General features: G+C 69.7%; 15 protein-coding genes and 1 riboswitch. Of the genes, 12 read left to right on the top strand and 3 right to left on the bottom strand.

Annotated features, from left to right (window positions below; translation table 11 throughout):
- Positions 1-209 precede the first annotated feature (209 nt).
- The 4 genes from ctaC to SZN_RS07770 all read left to right on the top strand — a co-directional run bounded on the left by ctaC (position 210) and on the right by SZN_RS07770 (position 4,696).
- A complete protein-coding gene (gene ctaC, locus SZN_RS07755) occupies positions 210-1,175 on the top strand; it encodes an aa3-type cytochrome oxidase subunit II (RefSeq protein ID WP_007493048.1) in 966 nt (321 codons plus the stop codon).
- On the top strand, positions 1,172-2,908 hold the full coding sequence (gene ctaD / locus SZN_RS07760; RefSeq protein ID WP_007493049.1) for an aa3-type cytochrome oxidase subunit I: 1,737 nt from the start codon (positions 1,172-1,174) through the stop codon (positions 2,906-2,908). Before ctaC ends, ctaD begins: the two co-directional genes overlap by 4 nt.
- Positions 2,905-3,303, top strand: a complete 399-nt coding sequence (locus SZN_RS07765) for a cytochrome c oxidase subunit 4 (RefSeq protein ID WP_007493050.1) — start codon at positions 2,905-2,907, stop codon at positions 3,301-3,303. Before ctaD ends, SZN_RS07765 begins: the two co-directional genes overlap by 4 nt.
- Positions 3,304-3,433: 130 nt before the next feature.
- Positions 3,434-4,696, top strand: a complete 1,263-nt coding sequence (locus SZN_RS07770) for a L,D-transpeptidase (RefSeq protein ID WP_007493051.1) — start codon at positions 3,434-3,436, stop codon at positions 4,694-4,696.
- Between the two features lie 56 nt (positions 4,697-4,752).
- On the opposite strand, the gene SZN_RS07775 is transcribed toward SZN_RS07770, so the two are convergent.
- Positions 4,753-5,154 carry a DNA-binding transcriptional response regulator gene (locus tag SZN_RS07775; protein ID WP_007493053.1) on the bottom strand — a complete coding sequence of 134 codons (402 nt, stop codon included), beginning with the start codon at positions 5,152-5,154 and terminating at the stop codon, positions 4,753-4,755.
- Between the two features lie 144 nt (positions 5,155-5,298).
- On the opposite strand from SZN_RS07775, the gene ctaE reads away from it, so the two are divergent.
- The 6 genes from ctaE to SZN_RS07805 all read left to right on the top strand — a co-directional run bounded on the left by ctaE (position 5,299) and on the right by SZN_RS07805 (position 12,471).
- Entirely contained in the window at positions 5,299-5,919 is a 621-nt protein-coding gene (gene ctaE, locus SZN_RS07780) for an aa3-type cytochrome oxidase subunit III (protein WP_007493056.1), read from the top strand.
- An 81-nt stretch (positions 5,920-6,000) separates the two neighbouring features.
- Positions 6,001-6,813, top strand: a complete 813-nt coding sequence (gene qcrC, locus SZN_RS07785; protein WP_007493058.1) for a cytochrome bc1 complex diheme cytochrome c subunit — start codon at positions 6,001-6,003, stop codon at positions 6,811-6,813.
- Positions 6,810-7,859, top strand: a complete 1,050-nt coding sequence (gene qcrA / locus SZN_RS07790) for a cytochrome bc1 complex Rieske iron-sulfur subunit (protein ID WP_007493060.1) — start codon at positions 6,810-6,812, stop codon at positions 7,857-7,859. The genes qcrC and qcrA overlap by 4 nt, the downstream gene beginning before the upstream one ends.
- The gene (gene qcrB / locus SZN_RS07795) at positions 7,856-9,493 is read left to right on the top strand and encodes a cytochrome bc1 complex cytochrome b subunit (protein ID WP_007493062.1); all 1,638 of its coding nucleotides are present in this window, start codon (positions 7,856-7,858) and stop codon (positions 9,491-9,493) included. Before qcrA ends, qcrB begins: the two co-directional genes overlap by 4 nt.
- Before the next feature lie 136 nt (positions 9,494-9,629).
- Positions 9,630-10,694, top strand: coding sequence for an anthranilate phosphoribosyltransferase (trpD, locus tag SZN_RS07800; protein ID WP_043729181.1), 1,065 nt, complete (start codon positions 9,630-9,632; stop codon positions 10,692-10,694).
- A 165-nt stretch (positions 10,695-10,859) separates the two neighbouring features.
- A riboswitch (SAM riboswitch) is annotated at positions 10,860-10,976 on the top strand.
- A gap of 127 nt (positions 10,977-11,103) precedes the next feature.
- Positions 11,104-12,471: an aminotransferase class V-fold PLP-dependent enzyme gene (locus SZN_RS07805; protein ID WP_007493066.1), complete on the top strand. Its 1,368-nt coding sequence runs from the start codon at positions 11,104-11,106 to the stop codon at positions 12,469-12,471.
- 57 nt (positions 12,472-12,528) lie between these two features.
- Here the strand turns inward: SZN_RS07805 and SZN_RS07810 are convergent, their stop codons facing one another.
- Complete coding sequence (locus tag SZN_RS07810) at positions 12,529-12,810, bottom strand: Lrp/AsnC family transcriptional regulator (protein WP_007493067.1); 282 nt, start codon at positions 12,808-12,810, stop codon at positions 12,529-12,531.
- Entirely contained in the window at positions 12,807-13,556 is a 750-nt protein-coding gene (locus SZN_RS07815) for a rhomboid family intramembrane serine protease (protein WP_007493069.1), read from the bottom strand. The genes SZN_RS07810 and SZN_RS07815 overlap by 4 nt, the downstream gene beginning before the upstream one ends.
- Positions 13,557-13,713: 157 nt before the next feature.
- On the opposite strand from SZN_RS07815, the gene SZN_RS07820 reads away from it, so the two are divergent.
- Positions 13,714-13,953 carry a hypothetical protein gene (locus SZN_RS07820; protein ID WP_007493071.1) on the top strand — a complete coding sequence of 80 codons (240 nt, stop codon included), beginning with the start codon at positions 13,714-13,716 and terminating at the stop codon, positions 13,951-13,953.
- 34 nt (positions 13,954-13,987) lie between these two features.
- Positions 13,988-15,331 carry an NYN domain-containing protein gene (locus SZN_RS07825; RefSeq protein WP_007493073.1) on the top strand — a complete coding sequence of 448 codons (1,344 nt, stop codon included), beginning with the start codon at positions 13,988-13,990 and terminating at the stop codon, positions 15,329-15,331.
- The last annotated feature ends 34 nt before the right edge of the window (positions 15,332-15,365 follow it).

Here is a 15,365-nt window from a genome sequence, read left to right on the forward strand (position 1 = left end):
CGCGACGGGCCCGAACGAGGCCCCCGCCGCCAAACAAGCGAACCACCCCGCCCGCTAGGCACCCCTCCCCGCGAACCCCCGGAAGGCGTCGGCTAGGGTTTGGTCCGCATAAACATCCAAACCCCTGCCCGACGAGGGGCGGCGACCGACCAGCGAGAAGGCCAGGCCGCAGCCGACCCGCGCGGGCGAGACTCTCGGGAAGGCGCTACGTGAGTCCCAACGGCTCCGACCGCTCGCCGCGGCGCCCGATGCGGCGGAAGCTGCTGCAGGCAATGACCGCGGGCCTGGTCCTGGCGACAGCCACCGGTTGCTCGTACAACTGGGAAGACTTCCCCCGCCTTGGTATGCCCACCCCGACCACGGAAGAGGCTCCGATCATCCTCTCCCTGTGGCAGGGGTCGTGGGCGGCTGCGCTCGCCGTCGGCGTGCTGGTGTGGGGTCTGATCCTGTGGAGCACCATGTTCCACCGGCGCAGCCGCACCAAGGTCGAAGTCCCCCCGCAGACCCGGTACAACATGCCCATCGAGGCGCTGTACACCGTGGTCCCGCTCATCATCGTCTCGGTGCTGTTCTACTTCACGGCCCGTGACGAGTCCAAGCTCCTCAGCCTCAAGGACAAGCCCGACGTCACCGTCAACGTCGTCGGCTTCCAGTGGAGCTGGTGCTTCAACATGGTGGCCGACGTCGAAGGTTCGACCGGCGACGCGAAGACCGCCAAGGAACTGGACGCCGTACCGGACAAGTACCGCAAGGACTTCCCGGCCAACGCCGGAGGCGTCTACGACTGCGGTACGCCGGGAACGCGCAACCCGCAGAACGGCAACCCGGGACCGACCCTGTGGCTGCCCGAGGGCAAGACGGTCCGCTTCGTCCTCACCTCACGCGACGTCATCCACTCCTTCTGGGTGGTGCCGTTCCTGATGAAGCAGGACGTGATCCCGGGCAAGACCAACGCCTTCGAGGTGACCCCCAACCGGCAGGGCACCTTCATGGGCAAGTGCGCCGAGCTGTGCGGCGTCGACCACTCCCGGATGCTTTTCAACGTGAAGGTCGTCTCCCCCGAGCGCTACGCCCAGCACCTCAAGGACCTCGCGAAGAAGGGGCAGACCGGTTACGTTCCCGCCGGCATCGCGCAGACGAGCCACGAGAAGAACCGGGAGACGAACAACCTGTGAGCATCCTCAATGAACCCCAGGGTGCCGCGGCAGCCGAGGACTCGTACGAGAACGAGCTGCCGGTCCGGCGCAGGAAACCCGGCAATGTCGTGGTCAAGTGGCTCACCACCACCGACCACAAGACGATCGGGACGCTGTACCTCGTCACGTCGTTCGCGTTCTTCGTGATCGGTGGTGTGCTGGCGCTGTTCATGCGTGCCGAGCTCGCCCGGCCGGGCACGCAGATCATGTCGAACGAGCAGTTCAACCAGGCGTTCACGATGCACGGCACGATCATGCTGCTGATGTTCGCGACGCCGCTGTTCGCGGGCTTCGCGAACTGGATCATGCCGCTCCAGATCGGCGCGCCCGACGTGGCGTTCCCGCGGCTGAACATGTTCGCCTACTGGCTGTACCTGTTCGGCTCGCTCATCGCCGTTGGCGGCTTCCTCACCCCCAACGGCGCGGCCGACTTCGGCTGGTTCGCCTACTCCCCGCTCTCGGACGCCGTCCGCAGTCCGGGCGTCGGCGCCGACATGTGGATCATGGGCCTGGCCTTCTCCGGCTTCGGCACCATTCTCGGCTCCGTCAACTTCATCACCACCATCATCTGCATGCGCGCCCCCGGCATGACCATGTTCCGCATGCCGATCTTCGTGTGGAACGTGCTGCTGACCGCCGTCCTGGTCCTGCTCGCCTTCCCGGTCCTCGCGGCAGCGCTGTTCGCCCTGGAGGCGGACCGCAAGTTCGGCGCGCAGATCTTCAACCCCGCCAACGGCGGCGCACTGCTCTGGCAACACCTCTTCTGGTTCTTCGGCCATCCAGAGGTGTACATCATCGCCCTGCCGTTCTTCGGCATCATCTCCGAGGTCATCCCGGTCTTCTCCCGCAAGCCGATGTTCGGCTACATGGGCCTGATCGCCGCGACCATCGCCATCGCCGGCCTCTCCGTGACCGTGTGGGCCCACCACATGTACGTCACCGGCGGAGTCCTCCTGCCGTTCTTCTCCTTCATGACGTTCCTCATCGCCGTCCCCACCGGCGTGAAGTTCTTCAACTGGATCGGCACGATGTGGAAGGGCTCGCTGTCCTTCGAGACACCGATGCTGTGGGCCACCGGCTTCCTGATCACCTTCACCTTCGGTGGTCTGACGGGCGTCATCCTCGCGTCGCCGCCGATGGACTTCCAGGTCTCCGACTCGTACTTCGTGGTCGCGCACTTCCACTACGTCGTCTTCGGCACGGTGGTGTTCGCGATGTTCTCCGGCTTCCACTTCTGGTGGCCGAAGTTCACCGGAAAGATGCTCGACGAGCGCCTGGGCAAGATGACGTTCTGGACGCTGTTCATCGGCTTCCACGGCACCTTCCTGGTCCAGCACTGGCTGGGCGCGGAGGGCATGCCGCGCCGGTACGCCGACTATCTGGCGGCCGACGGCTTCACCGCCCTGAACACGATCTCGACGATCAGCTCGTTCGTGCTCGGCGCCTCGCTGCTGCCGTTCTTCTACAACGTCTGGAAGACGGCGAAGTACGGCAAGAAGGTCGAGGTCGACGACCCGTGGGGCTACGGCCGCTCGCTGGAGTGGGCGACCTCCTGCCCGCCCCCGCGGCACAACTTCCTCACCCTGCCGCGTATCCGCTCCGAATCCCCGGCCTTCGACCTGCACCACCCTGAGATCGCCGCGATCGACCAGCTTGAGAACGCCCCTCACGGTGACAAGGCCGTCGCTGGTGCCAAGGAGGCCGGCAAGTGAAGATCCAGGGCAGGATGTTCATGTGGCTGGGAGTCTTCATCCTGGTCATGGCGATCGTCTACGGCGTGTGGTCCAAGGAGCCGGTCGGCACGACCGCCCTCTTCCTGGCCTTCGGGCTGTCCGTGATGATCGGCTTCTACCTGGGCTTCACCGCCCGCCGGCTCGACGCGGGCGCCCAGGACGACAAGGACGCCGACGTCGCGGACGAGGCCGGCGAGGTCGGGTTCTTCAGCCCGCACAGCTGGCAGCCGCTCTCCCTGGCGATCGGCGGCGCGCTCGCCTTCCTGTCGATCGCGATCGGCTGGTGGCTGCTGTACTTCTCCATGCCGGTGATCCTGATCGGCATCTGGGGCTGGGTCTTCGAGTACTACCGCGGTGAGAACCGCACCCAGTAGCACGAGCCGAGCCCACGGGAGCCCGGACACTCCGTCAGGAGGGTCCGGGCTCCCGCGTTTGCCGCAACGAACTTCACCCGTACGAGTCACCCGACGCGCCGCCGCCGACCCGGCTTCCTAGCGTGAGGCCATGAGCCAAACACCGCGCACGCGCACCGTCATAGGCTGCACGCTCCTGCTGGCCGCGCTCGGCGCGACCGCCTCCGGGTGCAGCAGCGACGGCAACCCGCTGTCCTCCGACCCGTACGACGCGGCGGACCAGATCGCCTTCAACGGCCCCAGGGACGAGGGCACGAAGGCGGACCCGGACAAGCCGCTGGTGATCACCGCGGAGAAGTCGGACGGCCGGATCACGGACGTCACCGCCAAGGACGCCACAGGACGCTTCGTGGCGGGCGAACTCTCCGCCGACGGCACCCGTTGGCACAGCACCTCCCCGCTCGCCGCCAACGCCCGCTACACGGTGCGCGTGAGCACGGAGGACGAGGACGGCGCCCCCGGCCGCAAGGTCCTCGCCTTCGACACCAGCAGGCCCACCTCCAAGAAGCCGCTCACGGTGACCTTCGGCCCCAAGGCGGGCAAGTACGGCGTGGGCCAGCCCGTCACGGCGGAACTCAGCCGTCCGGTCAAGGACAAGAAGCAGCGCGCGATCGTCGAACGGGGCCTCAGGGTCACCTCGACCCCCGCCGTCCAGGGCACCTGGTACTGGGTGGACGACAAGCAGCTGCACTTCCGCCCCAAGGAGTACTGGCCGACGGGCGCCACCATCCGGGTCCGCAGCGACCTGGAGGGCGTACGGATCAGCGACCGCATGCGGGGTGGCAGGGCCAAGCCGCTCACCCTCACCACCGGCGACAAGGTCGTCGCGGTCACCGACGCCTCCGCCCACCAGCTGACGCTCTACCGCAACGGCGAGGAGGTCAGGTCCGTGCCGGTCACCACCGGCAAGACCGGCTTCGAGACCCGCAACGGCGTCAAGGTCGTGCTGGGCAAGGAGTACTTCGTACGTATGCGCAGTACCAGCATCGGGATAGCCGCGGGCTCCTCGGAGTCCTACGACCTGCCCGTCTACTACGCCACCCGGGTGACCTGGAGCGGTGAATACGTCCACGCCGCCCCCTGGTCGGTGGGCTCGCAGGGCGCCGCCAACGTCAGCCACGGCTGCGTCGGGATGAGCACCGCCAACGCCCAGTGGTTCTTCGACACCGTCCGGGAGGGCGACGTCGTCAAGGTCGTCAACTCCGAGGGCGACACGATGGATCCGTTCGGCAACGGCTTCGGCGACTGGAACCTGTCCTGGAAGAAGTGGCGCGAGGGCAGCGCCCTGGTGGCCGGCACCCCGGACGGCCCCGGCCCGGCGGAACGCGCGAGGCTGCGGCCGCAGAACGTGTGAAAGCCCCCGGGACGGTGTCCCGGGGGCGAGGAGCAGCTCCGGTGCTCAGTGCCGCACTACGCGCTCTGGAGCCGCTTCGTGCGCAACAGGGACGCCAGGGCCTGGGCGAACTCCACCGGCTCCACAGGCAGCGTCACGGCCGCCTCGGCCCGGCTCCAGGTCGCGAGCCACGCGTCCTGCGGACGCCCGATCAGCAGCAGTACGGGCGGGCAGTCGAACACCTCGTCCTTGATCTGCCGGCAGACGCCCATGCCGCCCACGGGCACGGCCTCGCCGTCCAGGACGCAGACGTCGATCCCGCCCTTGTCCAGCTCGCGCACCACCGCGGCCGGGGTCGCGCACTCGACGAACTCCACCACGGGCACGTCCGGTGCGGGCCGCCGGCCCGTCGCCAGGCGTACCTGCTCGCGGGTGTGGGAGTCGTCGCTGTAGACCAGCACGGTGGCGGTCGGCTGCATGCTTCCTCCGAGACGTCAGCGTCGTACGAAAGACCCGATGCGGCGGATGCTACTCCCTTGAACACCACGTCAACACCGGTACGGACGAGCGAGACACTCCGAACGGCACCCCCCGGAGTGAGGGCGGGATAAGCGACCGACATAATGTCGGTCGTGGCGACAGCAACGACAGTAGAAACCGGGCACGCGCACCCGTCGGTCAACCGGCCGAACCTCACCAGCGTCGGAACCATCATCTGGTTGAGTTCCGAGCTGATGTTCTTCGCGGCCCTCTTCGCGATGTACTTCACCCTGCGATCGGTGACCGGTCCCGAGTTCTGGAGCGAAAAGGCCTCGGCCTTGAACTTCCCGTTCGCGGCGACGAACACCACGATCCTGGTGCTCTCCTCCCTCACCTGCCAGCTCGGCGTGTTCGCCGCCGAGCGCGGTGACGTGAAGAAGCTCCGGATGTGGTTCATCGTCACCTTCGTGATGGGTGCGATCTTCATCGGCGGTCAGGTGTACGAGTACACCGAGCTGGTCAAGAAGGACGGGCTCTCGCTCTCCTCCGACCCGTACGGCTCGGTCTTCTACCTGACCACCGGCTTCCACGGCCTGCACGTGCTGGGCGGTCTCATCGCCTTCCTCTTCGTCCTCGGCCGTACGTACGCGGCCAAGAGGTTCACCCACGAGCAGGCGACGGCCGCCATCGTCGTGTCCTACTACTGGCACTTCGTCGACGTCGTCTGGATCGGCCTGTTCGCGACGATCTACCTGATCAAGTAGCAGGACCCGATCACGCGCGCGTTCGCACGAACGCACCTACCAGAAGCACCGACGCCGAAGATCCTGACACCGGGGTAATCCGTGAAAAAGCTCTCCGCACGACGACGCCATCCGCTGGCGGCGCTCGTCGTCCTACTCCTCGCGCTGGCGTGCACGGGGGGGCTGTACGCCGTGTTCGCCCCCGCGGACAAGGCGAAGGCCGAGGCAACCGCCCAGTCCCTCACCATCGACGAGGGCAAGAAGCTCTACACCGTCGGCTGCGCCAGCTGCCACGGAACCGGCGGTCAGGGCACCTCCGACGGCCCCAGCCTGGTGGGCGTGGGTGCCGCAGCCGTCGACTTCCAGGTGGCCACGGGCCGTATGCCGGCCGCCACTTCGCAGGGTGCCCAGCTCCCGCGGAAGAAGGCCATCTACTCGCAGGCCGAGGTCGACCAGCTCGCGGCGTACATCGCCTCGCTGGGCGCAGGCCCGTCCATCCCGACCGCGGACCAGTACGGTCCCGAGGGCGCGGACATCGGCAAGGGCGGCGACCTCTTCCGCAACAACTGCGCGCAATGCCACAACTTCACCGGCAAGGGCGGCGCACTGACCGGGGGCAAGTACGCGCCACCCCTGAACGACGTCGCCCCGAAGCACATCTACGAGGCCATGCAGACCGGCCCGCAGAACATGCCGTCCTTCCCCGACACCACCATGTCGGAGCAGAACAAGCGGGACATCATCGCGTACCTGGGCGCGGTCAACACCGGTAAGACGGTCAACCCGGGTGGTACGTCGCTGGGCGGCCTCGGCCCGGTCAGCGAGGGCCTCTTCGCCTGGATCTTCGGCCTCGGCGCACTGATCGCGGTCGCCGTCTGGGTCGCCGCTCGGACCGCAAAGGCCAGGAAGTCATGAGTAGCCAAGACATCCCAGAAGAGAACCTGCCCGCCACGCACGGCACCGCCGTCGCGGTGGCGGACGAGAAGAACCCCTTCGCGGACCCCGGACTGCCGCCGCACGAGCACCGGATCCAGGACATCGACGAGCGGGCCGCCAAGCGGTCCGAGCGCACGGTCGCCCTGCTGTTCACGGTGTCGATGCTGGCGACCGTGGCGTTCATCGCGGCCTACGTCGCGATCCCGAAGGAAAAGCCGATCTACGTGTTCCCGCTCGGACACGTCAACGCGCTGAACTTCACGCTCGGCCTCACCCTCGGCACGGCCCTGTTCTGCATCGGCGCGGGCGCGGTCCACTGGGCCCGCACCCTGATGTCCGACGAGGAGGTCGCCGACGACCGCCACCCGATCGCGGCCGAGCCCGAGGTCAGGGCGAAGGTCATGGCCGACTTCCGGCAGGGCGCCAAGGAGTCCGCGCTCGGCCGCCGCAAGCTGATCCGCAACACGATGTTCGGCGCGCTGGCCCTGGTGCCGCTCTCCGGCGTCGTGCTGCTGCGCGACCTCGGCCCGCTGCCCGGCACCAAGCTGCGCAGCACGCTCTGGGCCAAGGGCAAGCTGCTCGTCAACATGAACACCAACGAGCCGCTGCGTCCCTCGGACGTCGCGGTCGGCTCCCTCACCTTCGCCAAGCCGGAGGGCCTGGAGGAGGGCGAGGAGGGGTTCCAGAACGAGATCGCCAAGGCCGCCCTGATGATCGTCCGGCTCCAGCCCGACGACATCAAGGACAAGCGCGAGCTCGAGTGGTCGCACGAGGGCATCGTCGCGTACTCGAAGATCTGCACCCACGTCGGTTGCCCGATCTCCCTGTACGAGCAGCAGACGCACCACGTGCTCTGCCCCTGTCACCAGTCCACCTTCGACCTGTCCGACGGTGCCCGAGTGATCTTCGGCCCGGCCGGTCACGCCCTGCCGCAGTTGCGCATCGGCGTGAACGACGAGGGTTACCTCGAGGCGCTCAGCGACTTCGAGGAGCCCGTCGGTCCTGCATTCTGGGAGCGCGGATGAGCACCACAGAGACCACCGAGTCCCGCTCGCGCGGGAAGGCACCGGCCGGCGAGCGCGTCGCCGACTGGGCGGACGGCCGGCTGGGGATCTACTCCCTGGCCAAGGCCAACATGCGCAAGATCTTCCCCGACCACTGGTCGTTCATGCTGGGTGAGGTCTGCCTCTACAGCTTCATCATCATCATCCTCACCGGTGTGTACCTGACGCTGTTCTTCCAGCCGTCGATGGCCGAGGTCGAGTACCACGGCTCGTACATCCCGCTCCAGGGCCAGATGATGAGCCAGGCCTTCAGCTCGACGATGGAGATCTCCTTCGACGTGCGCGGCGGTCTGCTCGTCCGGCAGATCCACCACTGGGCCGCGCTGATCTTCCTCGCCGCCATGTTCGTGCACATGATGCGCGTGTTCTTCACGGGCGCGTTCCGCAAGCCGCGTGAGATCAACTGGCTGTTCGGCTTCCTGCTGTTCGTCCTCGGCATGTTCACCGGCTTCACCGGCTACTCGCTACCGGACGACCTGTTGTCAGGAACAGGTGTGCGCTTCACCGAGGGCGCGATCCTGTCCATGCCGATCGTCGGCACGTACATCTCGTTCTTCCTCTTCGGCGGGGAGTTCCCGGGCACCGACTTCGTGGCCCGGTTCTACTCGATCCACATCCTGCTGCTGCCGGGCATCATGCTCGGTCTGGTCGTCGCCCACCTGATCCTGGTCTTCTACCACAAGCACACGCAGTTCGCGGGCCCCGGAAAGACCAACAAGAACGTCGTCGGCATGCCGCTGCTGCCGGTCTACATGGCCAAGGCCGGAGGCTTCTTCTTCCTGGTCTTCGGTGTCATCGCGGCCGTCGCGGCGATCGCGCAGATCAACCCGATCTGGGCCATCGGCCCCTACCGGCCGGACCAGGTGTCCACCGGCGCCCAGCCCGACTGGTACATGGGCTTCGCCGAGGGACTGGTCCGGTACTTCCCGGGCTGGGAGGTCAACTTCTGGGGTCACACGCTGGTCCTCGGCGTGTTCATCCCGCTGGTCCTCTTCGGTGTGGTCCTGGGCGCGATCGCGCTCTACCCGTTCATCGAGTCCTGGGTCACCGGCGACAAGCGCGAGCACCACATCCTGGACCGCCCGCGCAACGCCCCGACCCGCACCGGCTTCGGCGTCGCCTGGATCACGGTCTACATGATCGGTCTGGTCGGCGGTGGCAACGACCTGTGGGCCACCCACTTCAACCTGTCGATCAACGCGGTCACCTGGTTCGTCCGGATCGGCTTCTTCGTCGGCCCGGTCGTCGCGTTCATCGTCACCAAGCGCATCTGCCTGGGGCTCCAGCGCCGGGACAAGGACAAGGTGCTGCACGGCCGCGAGTCGGGCATCATCAAGCGCCTGCCGCACGGTGAGTTCATCGAGGTGCACGAGCCGCTCAGCCAGGACGCGCTGTACACGCTCACCGCGCACGAGCAGTACAAGCCGGCCGAGATCGGCCCCGCGGTCGACGAGAACGGCGTCGAGCGCAAGGTGAAGGGCGTCCAGAAGCTGCGCGCCAAGCTCAGCAAGTCCTACTACGGCGAGGACGGCCAGATCCCCAAGCCGTCCGTCGAGGAGTACAAGGAGATCACCAGCGGCCACGGCCAGCACTGATCACCGCGCACGCCACGGCAGAGGGGCCCCGTCCGAAGACCGGACGGGGCCCCTCTCCGTGTCCCGCGGCTGGATAGGGTGGACCTCGTCGAGACGCGTGTCCCGAAGTGCGGGACACCTGACCCTGGAGCGGCTTATGAGCGCTGTGACCCCCGCAGGAGGCGACACCGCGGCGGCCCGCTCCTGGCCCGGGGTGCTGAGCGCCCTGCTCGCCGGGCAGGACCTGAGCGCCGGGGACACCGCCTGGGCGATGGACCGCTTCATGAGCGGCGAGGCGTCGGACGCCCAGATCGCCGGGTTCATGGTGGCCCTGCGCGCCAAGGGCGAGACCGTCGAGGAGATCAACGGCCTGGTCGAGGCCATGTACGCGCACGCCGAGCCGCTGGACATCCCCGGCCCGGCCGTGGACATCGTCGGCACGGGGGGCGACCGGGCCAGGACGGTCAACATCTCCACCATGTCCGCCGTCGTGATCGCCGGGACCGGCGCGAAGGTCGTCAAGCACGGCAACCGGGCCTCGTCCTCCGCGAGCGGCTCCTCCGACGTGCTGGAGAAGCTCGGGATCAACCTGGACCTCTCGCCGCGGCGGGTGGCCGAGGTGGTGGACGCCGCCGGGATCACCTTCTGCTTCGCCGCCAAGTTCCACCCGTCGATGCGCTTCGTCGGCGGGGTGCGGCGCGACCTCGGCATCCCCACCTCGTTCAACCTCCTCGGTCCGCTGACCAACCCGGCCCGCGTCACCGCCTCGGCCGTCGGCTGCTTCGACACCCGTATGGCGGGGCTCATCGCCGGGGTGCTCGCCGAGCGGGGCTCCTCCGCGCTGGTCTTCCGCGGTGACGACGGCCTGGACGAGCTGACGACGACCGCGACCTCGCGGGTCTGGACCGTCCGGGACGGCAAGGTGGCCGAGGAGCCCTTCGACCCGCGGGACGTCGGCATCGAGCTGGTGCCGGTGGAGGCGCTGCGCGGCGCGGACGCCTCCTACAACGCCGAGGTCGCGCGGCGCCTGCTGGAGGGCGAGCCGGGCCCGGTGCGCGACGCCGTCCTGCTCAACTCGGCCGCGGCGCTGGTGGCGCTGCGGCCCTCGGACGCGCCCCTCACCGAGCAGCTGCGGCTCGGCATGGCGAAGGCGGCGGAGTCGATCGACTCGGGCGCGGCCAAGCGGACCCTGGAGCTCTGGGTGGCCGCGAGCAACGCCTGAGGGACGTCTGAGGCACGTCTGAGGGACGCCCCCTCGCGCGCGGACACCGTTCCGAGGACCGTGTGAAGCCCGTCCTCGGCGTCCACGCTCTCGCGCGCGGACGCCGTCCCGCGATCCGGACACGGGTTGCGGGACGGCGATCTCTTCCCGTACGTTCCCGTACCAGGTCATGAGTGACAGTCATGAGGCCCCGGCCGACTGTCCGGCAACCCTCCGTCCGTGGCGGGGTGCCCCGGGTGAAGACCAGGCCGTGGTCATCGAGGTCCACGGCAAGCGCGGACCCCTCGCGAAACCAGGGGTCCTGGTCGTCGAGGAGTCTTCCGTGAGCCAGCGAATGCGATAGGGCCGCCGAGCCCCGCCTCCGCACACCCACCTTCACTCTGCGCCGTTTCCTCACGGGAGTTCCGCCATGTCCGTCTCCAGCGCTGCCCTCGACCGGTCCGTCTGCTCCCCCCTGCCCGTCCTGGGACGGGATGTCACCGTGCCGCTGGTGACCGGCGGCGAGGTCTCCTACGCCGCGCTCGACTACGCCGCCAGCGCCCCCGCCCTCCAGCGGGTCTGGGACGACGTGGCCGCCTACGCCCCGTACTACGGCAGCGTCCACCGCGGTGCCGGGTACCTCTCCCAGCTGTCCACCGACCTGTTCGAGAACGCCCGCCGCACGGTCGCCGGGTTCCTCGACTGCCGGGACGGCGACCAGGTCGTGTTCACCCGGTCCACCACCGACTCGCTCAACCTCCTCGCCGCCGCCCTCCCGGCCGGCTGCGAGGTCTTCGTCTTCGAGACCGAGCACCACGCCTCCCTGCTGCCCTGGCGCGACGCCCGCGTCACCGTTCTCAACGCCCCGCGCACCCCCGGCGAGGCCGTCGCGACGCTGGAGCACGCCCTCGCCGCCCGCGACCCCCGCGGCCCGGCCTTGGTCTGCGTCACCGGCGCCTCCAACGTGACCGGCGAGCTGTGGCCGGTGCGGGAACTGGCCGCCGCCGCCCGTGCGCACGGCGCCCGCACCGTCCTGGACGCCGCCCAGCTCGCGCCGCACCACCCGGTCTCCGTCCGCGACCTGGACGTCGACTGGGTCGCCTTCTCCGGCCACAAGCTCTACGCCCCCTTCGGCTCCGGCGTCCTCGCCGGCCGCGCCGACTGGCTCACCGCGGCGGAGCCCTACCTCGCCGGGGGAGGCGCCAGCCGCAGGGTGAGCCGGCGTGAGGACGGCGGGGTGGACGTCGAGTGGCACGAGAGCGCCGCCCGGCACGAGGCGGGCTCCCCGAACGTGATCGGCGCCTACTCCATCGCCTCCGCCTGCAAGGCCCTCACCGAGGCGGGGTTCGACACCCTGGTCGCCCGGGAGCGGTATCTGATCGGGAAGGTGCGCTCCGGCCTCGCCGAGGTGCCCGAGGTGCGGATCCTCTCCCTGTTCGGGGACGACGCCCCCCGCGTCGGGGTGATCTCCTTCGTCGTCGAGGGCTGGAACAGCTCCCACTTCGCCGCCGCCCTGTCCGCCGAGTACGGCATCGGTGTGCGCGACGGTCTGTTCTGCGCCCACCCGCTGGTGCGCACGCTGCTCGGCAGCGACCCGCAGGCCCAGGGGGAGTGCGGCGCCCCGGAGGCCGGCCCCGGGGAGAAGTCGCTCAACGCGATCCGGGTGAGCTTCGGGGCCGGGACGCCCGACGAGCACGTCGAGCGGTTCGTGACGGCCGTCCGGGAGCTGGTGGCGGACGGGGCCCGCTGGAACTACCGCACCGAGGACGGGCGTTGCGTGCCCGACACCTCCGCCTGAGCGGACGGCCGGGCGCCGCGCCGCGGGGAACTCCCCGGCGCCGCCGGGCGCCGCCGCTCAGCTGTCCAGGCCGATGGCGAAGGCGGCCTCCAGGTCGTGCTGGGAGTAGGTGCGGAAGGCGACGTGGGTGTCCGTGCCCTCGACGCCGGGGATCTTGCTGATCCGGCCCGGGATCACCTCGGCGAGGTCCTCGTGCCGCTTCACCCGGACCATGGCGATCAGGTCGTAGGTGCCGGTGACCGAGAAGACCTCGCTGACGCTCTCCAGCGAAGCGATCCGCTCCGCGATCTCGGGGATCCGGTCCACGCTGGTCTTGATGAGGACGATCGCGGTGATCACGGCTGGTTCTCTCCCTCGGGGGCCGGAGCTGGGGCGGGTTTCACTCTAGTCGGCCGCCCGGAGCACACCCACGCGCAGCCGAACCCCAGCCCGAAGCCCACCACGTGGGCGAGGTACGCCACCCCGGTCCCCTGTCCGGCCCGGGTGGCCGCCACCCACTGCACGCCCGCCCAGAACGGCAGTACGACCCAGGCGGGGAAGCGCAGCGGCAGGAACAGCAGGAACGGCAGCAGGCTTGTCACCCGGGCCCCGGGGAAGAGGAACAGGAACGCGCCGAGGACCCCGGAGACGGCTCCCGACGCGCCGACCAGGGACTGGGTCGAGCCGTCGTTGGCGACGGCGTAGCCCAGCAGCGCCAGACAGCCGCAGCCGAGGTAGAACAGCGTGAACCGGATCCGGCCAATACGCTCCTCGGTCATCGCGCCGAAGACGTAGAGGAAGAGCATGTTGCCGAGCAGGTGCACCCAGCTGCCGTGGACGAACAGGGCCGTCAGCGGGGTCAGGGCCGACCGGGGCGCACCCTCGAACAGCTGTGCGGGAACCACGCCCCAGCGGTGGAAGTAGGCGCGCTGGGCCGCCACCAGCTCCTCGCCCGTGCCGTACGCCGGATTCAGTCCCGCGGCCGGGCTGACCAGGAAGAGCGCGGAGCACAACGCGATCAGCGCGTACGTCACCGGCGCCGCCGGCCTGCGGGCCGTACCGCCGGACCGGGCCGGGAAGCGCAGCGCGCGCCAGTTGCCGATCATGGCTACAGAGCATGGCGTAACGGGACGCACCCGCGCAGACCGCCTCGCCGCCGCGGACGGGCGGGCGGCGAGTACCCGCCAGGCCGTAGGGTTACGAGCCACACGCACCGGGGACCCCGGCGCGTCACGGACACTAGTAAGGAAGCGAACAGTCACGATGACGGTTCCCCTGCCCACCGCCGCGACGCGGTGGCGCTGCACCCTCTGCGGCAACCTCACGCGTTTCGACGTGACGCGCTCGTCCAAGGTCGTGGAGTACGTCCATCTCGACCTCGCCGGCGAGCCGAAGGTCGAGGAGCGCGAGGTGCTCAGTGAGACGATCGAGTCGGTGCGCTGCCGCTGGTGCAACGCCGTGGACAAGGTGGAGCTCGTCGACAGGCCGGGCGCCGGCTCCTGACGGGAGCGGGCCCGCACAGGCAAGGGGGTGAGGGATGGTGGAGACACGAGGCGGGGCGCCGGACGACGGCACCGCCGAGGTGCTCGACCGTCCGCTGCCCGACGGCGTGCGGCGCAGGGTGGTGCAGATCGTCTCCGACGGCTTCGGCGGACTGACGGTCGGTGAACTGCCCGCCCAGCTGCGGCAGTACGCGCGGTTCGCGCCGAACCGGCGGACCAAGTTCGCCGGCAACGCCATGGCCGCCGCGCTGGAGAGCGACGCGCTGTTCCGCCAGCGCATCGGGGAGAAGTTCAGAGAGGCCCAGCCGGAACTGGCCGGTGCCCTCGACGCCGGCACGGCGCCCCCGGCCGCGGATCCGCTCGACGTGGCGGCCGCGGCCTATGTGCTGCGGCCCCCCGGCTGGGTCAAGCTGGTCACCGCCGCGGGCGAGGAGGCCCAGCGGGCCGACGCCGAGCGCGCCGACGAGGAGAGCCGCGCCGAACTGGAGCGGCTGCGCGACGAACTGGCGCACGCCCGCGAGCACACCCGGCACGAGACCGAGCGGCTGCGCGGCGATCTGGAGGCGGCCAGGAAGGAGGCGGAGGCACTGCACCGCAAGCTGCGCTCCGCCCACAGCGACGTCAAGCGCGGCGAGGCCGCCCTGCGCAAGATCCAGGCCGAGACGGAGACCGTACGGGCCGAGGGACAGGCCCAGGTCTCCGCGGCCGAGAGCGAGACCCGGCGCCTGAAGGCACGCCTCGGGGAGGCCGAGGCCGCCCTGGAGGCCACCCGGCGCGCGGCCCGCGAGGGGCGCAGCGTGGAGGACATGCGCGTCCGGCTGCTGCTGGACACCCTGCTCGACTCCGCCCAGGGGCTGCGCCGCGAGCTGGCGCTGCCGCCGGTCTCGGTGCGGCCCGCCGAGACCGTGGACGCCGTCGAGCCCGGCCGTATGACCCCGAAGGACATCGCCGCCCGCGCGCTGTCCGAGCACGACCCCGCGATCCTCGACCAGCTGCTCGCGCTGCCGCAGGCCCATCTGGTGGTCGACGGCTACAACGTCACCAAGACCGGCTATCCCCAGATGCCGCTGGAGAAGCAGCGGCTGCGGCTGCTCGGGCAGCTCTCCCAGCTCGCCGCGCAGACCGGGGCCGAGGTGACCTGTGTCTTCGACGGGGCCGAGCTGGCCGCGCCGGTGCTGCTGGCGCCGCCGCGCGGGGTGCGGGTGCTCTTCTCCAAGCCCGGCGTGACCGCCGACGAGCTGATCCGCCAGCTGGTGCGCGCCGAGCCGCCCGGCCGCCCCGTCATCGTGGCCTCCACCGACCGCGAGGTGGCCGACGGGGTGGCCCGCGCCGGGGCGCGTCCCGTGGCCTCCGCGGTGCTCCTCAAGCGACTGACCTGACCGGCCGGCGCGGGGGACCGTGCCCGAATCGGCC

The organism is Streptomyces zinciresistens K42 (assembly GCF_000225525.1).
Taxonomy (GTDB): Bacteria; Actinomycetota; Actinomycetes; order Streptomycetales; family Streptomycetaceae; genus Streptomyces; species Streptomyces zinciresistens.

Coding starts and splice junctions, on each gene's coding strand:
- SZN_RS07770 (WP_007493051.1), top strand. CDS start 3,434: ATGAGCCAAACACCGCGCACGCGCACCGTCATAGGCTGCACGCTCCTG.
- SZN_RS07775 (WP_007493053.1), bottom strand. CDS start 5,154: ATGCAGCCGACCGCCACCGTGCTGGTCTACAGCGACGACTCCCACACC.
- qcrA (WP_007493060.1), top strand. CDS start 6,810: ATGAGTAGCCAAGACATCCCAGAAGAGAACCTGCCCGCCACGCACGGC.
- SZN_RS07815 (WP_007493069.1), bottom strand. CDS start 13,556: ATGATCGGCAACTGGCGCGCGCTGCGCTTCCCGGCCCGGTCCGGCGGT.
- SZN_RS07820 (WP_007493071.1), top strand. CDS start 13,714: ATGACGGTTCCCCTGCCCACCGCCGCGACGCGGTGGCGCTGCACCCTC.
- ctaE (WP_007493056.1), top strand. CDS start 5,299: ATGTCGGTCGTGGCGACAGCAACGACAGTAGAAACCGGGCACGCGCAC.
- qcrB (WP_007493062.1), top strand. CDS start 7,856: ATGAGCACCACAGAGACCACCGAGTCCCGCTCGCGCGGGAAGGCACCG.
- SZN_RS07805 (WP_007493066.1), top strand. CDS start 11,104: ATGTCCGTCTCCAGCGCTGCCCTCGACCGGTCCGTCTGCTCCCCCCTG.
- SZN_RS07825 (WP_007493073.1), top strand. CDS start 13,988: ATGGTGGAGACACGAGGCGGGGCGCCGGACGACGGCACCGCCGAGGTG.
- trpD (WP_043729181.1), top strand. CDS start 9,630: ATGAGCGCTGTGACCCCCGCAGGAGGCGACACCGCGGCGGCCCGCTCC.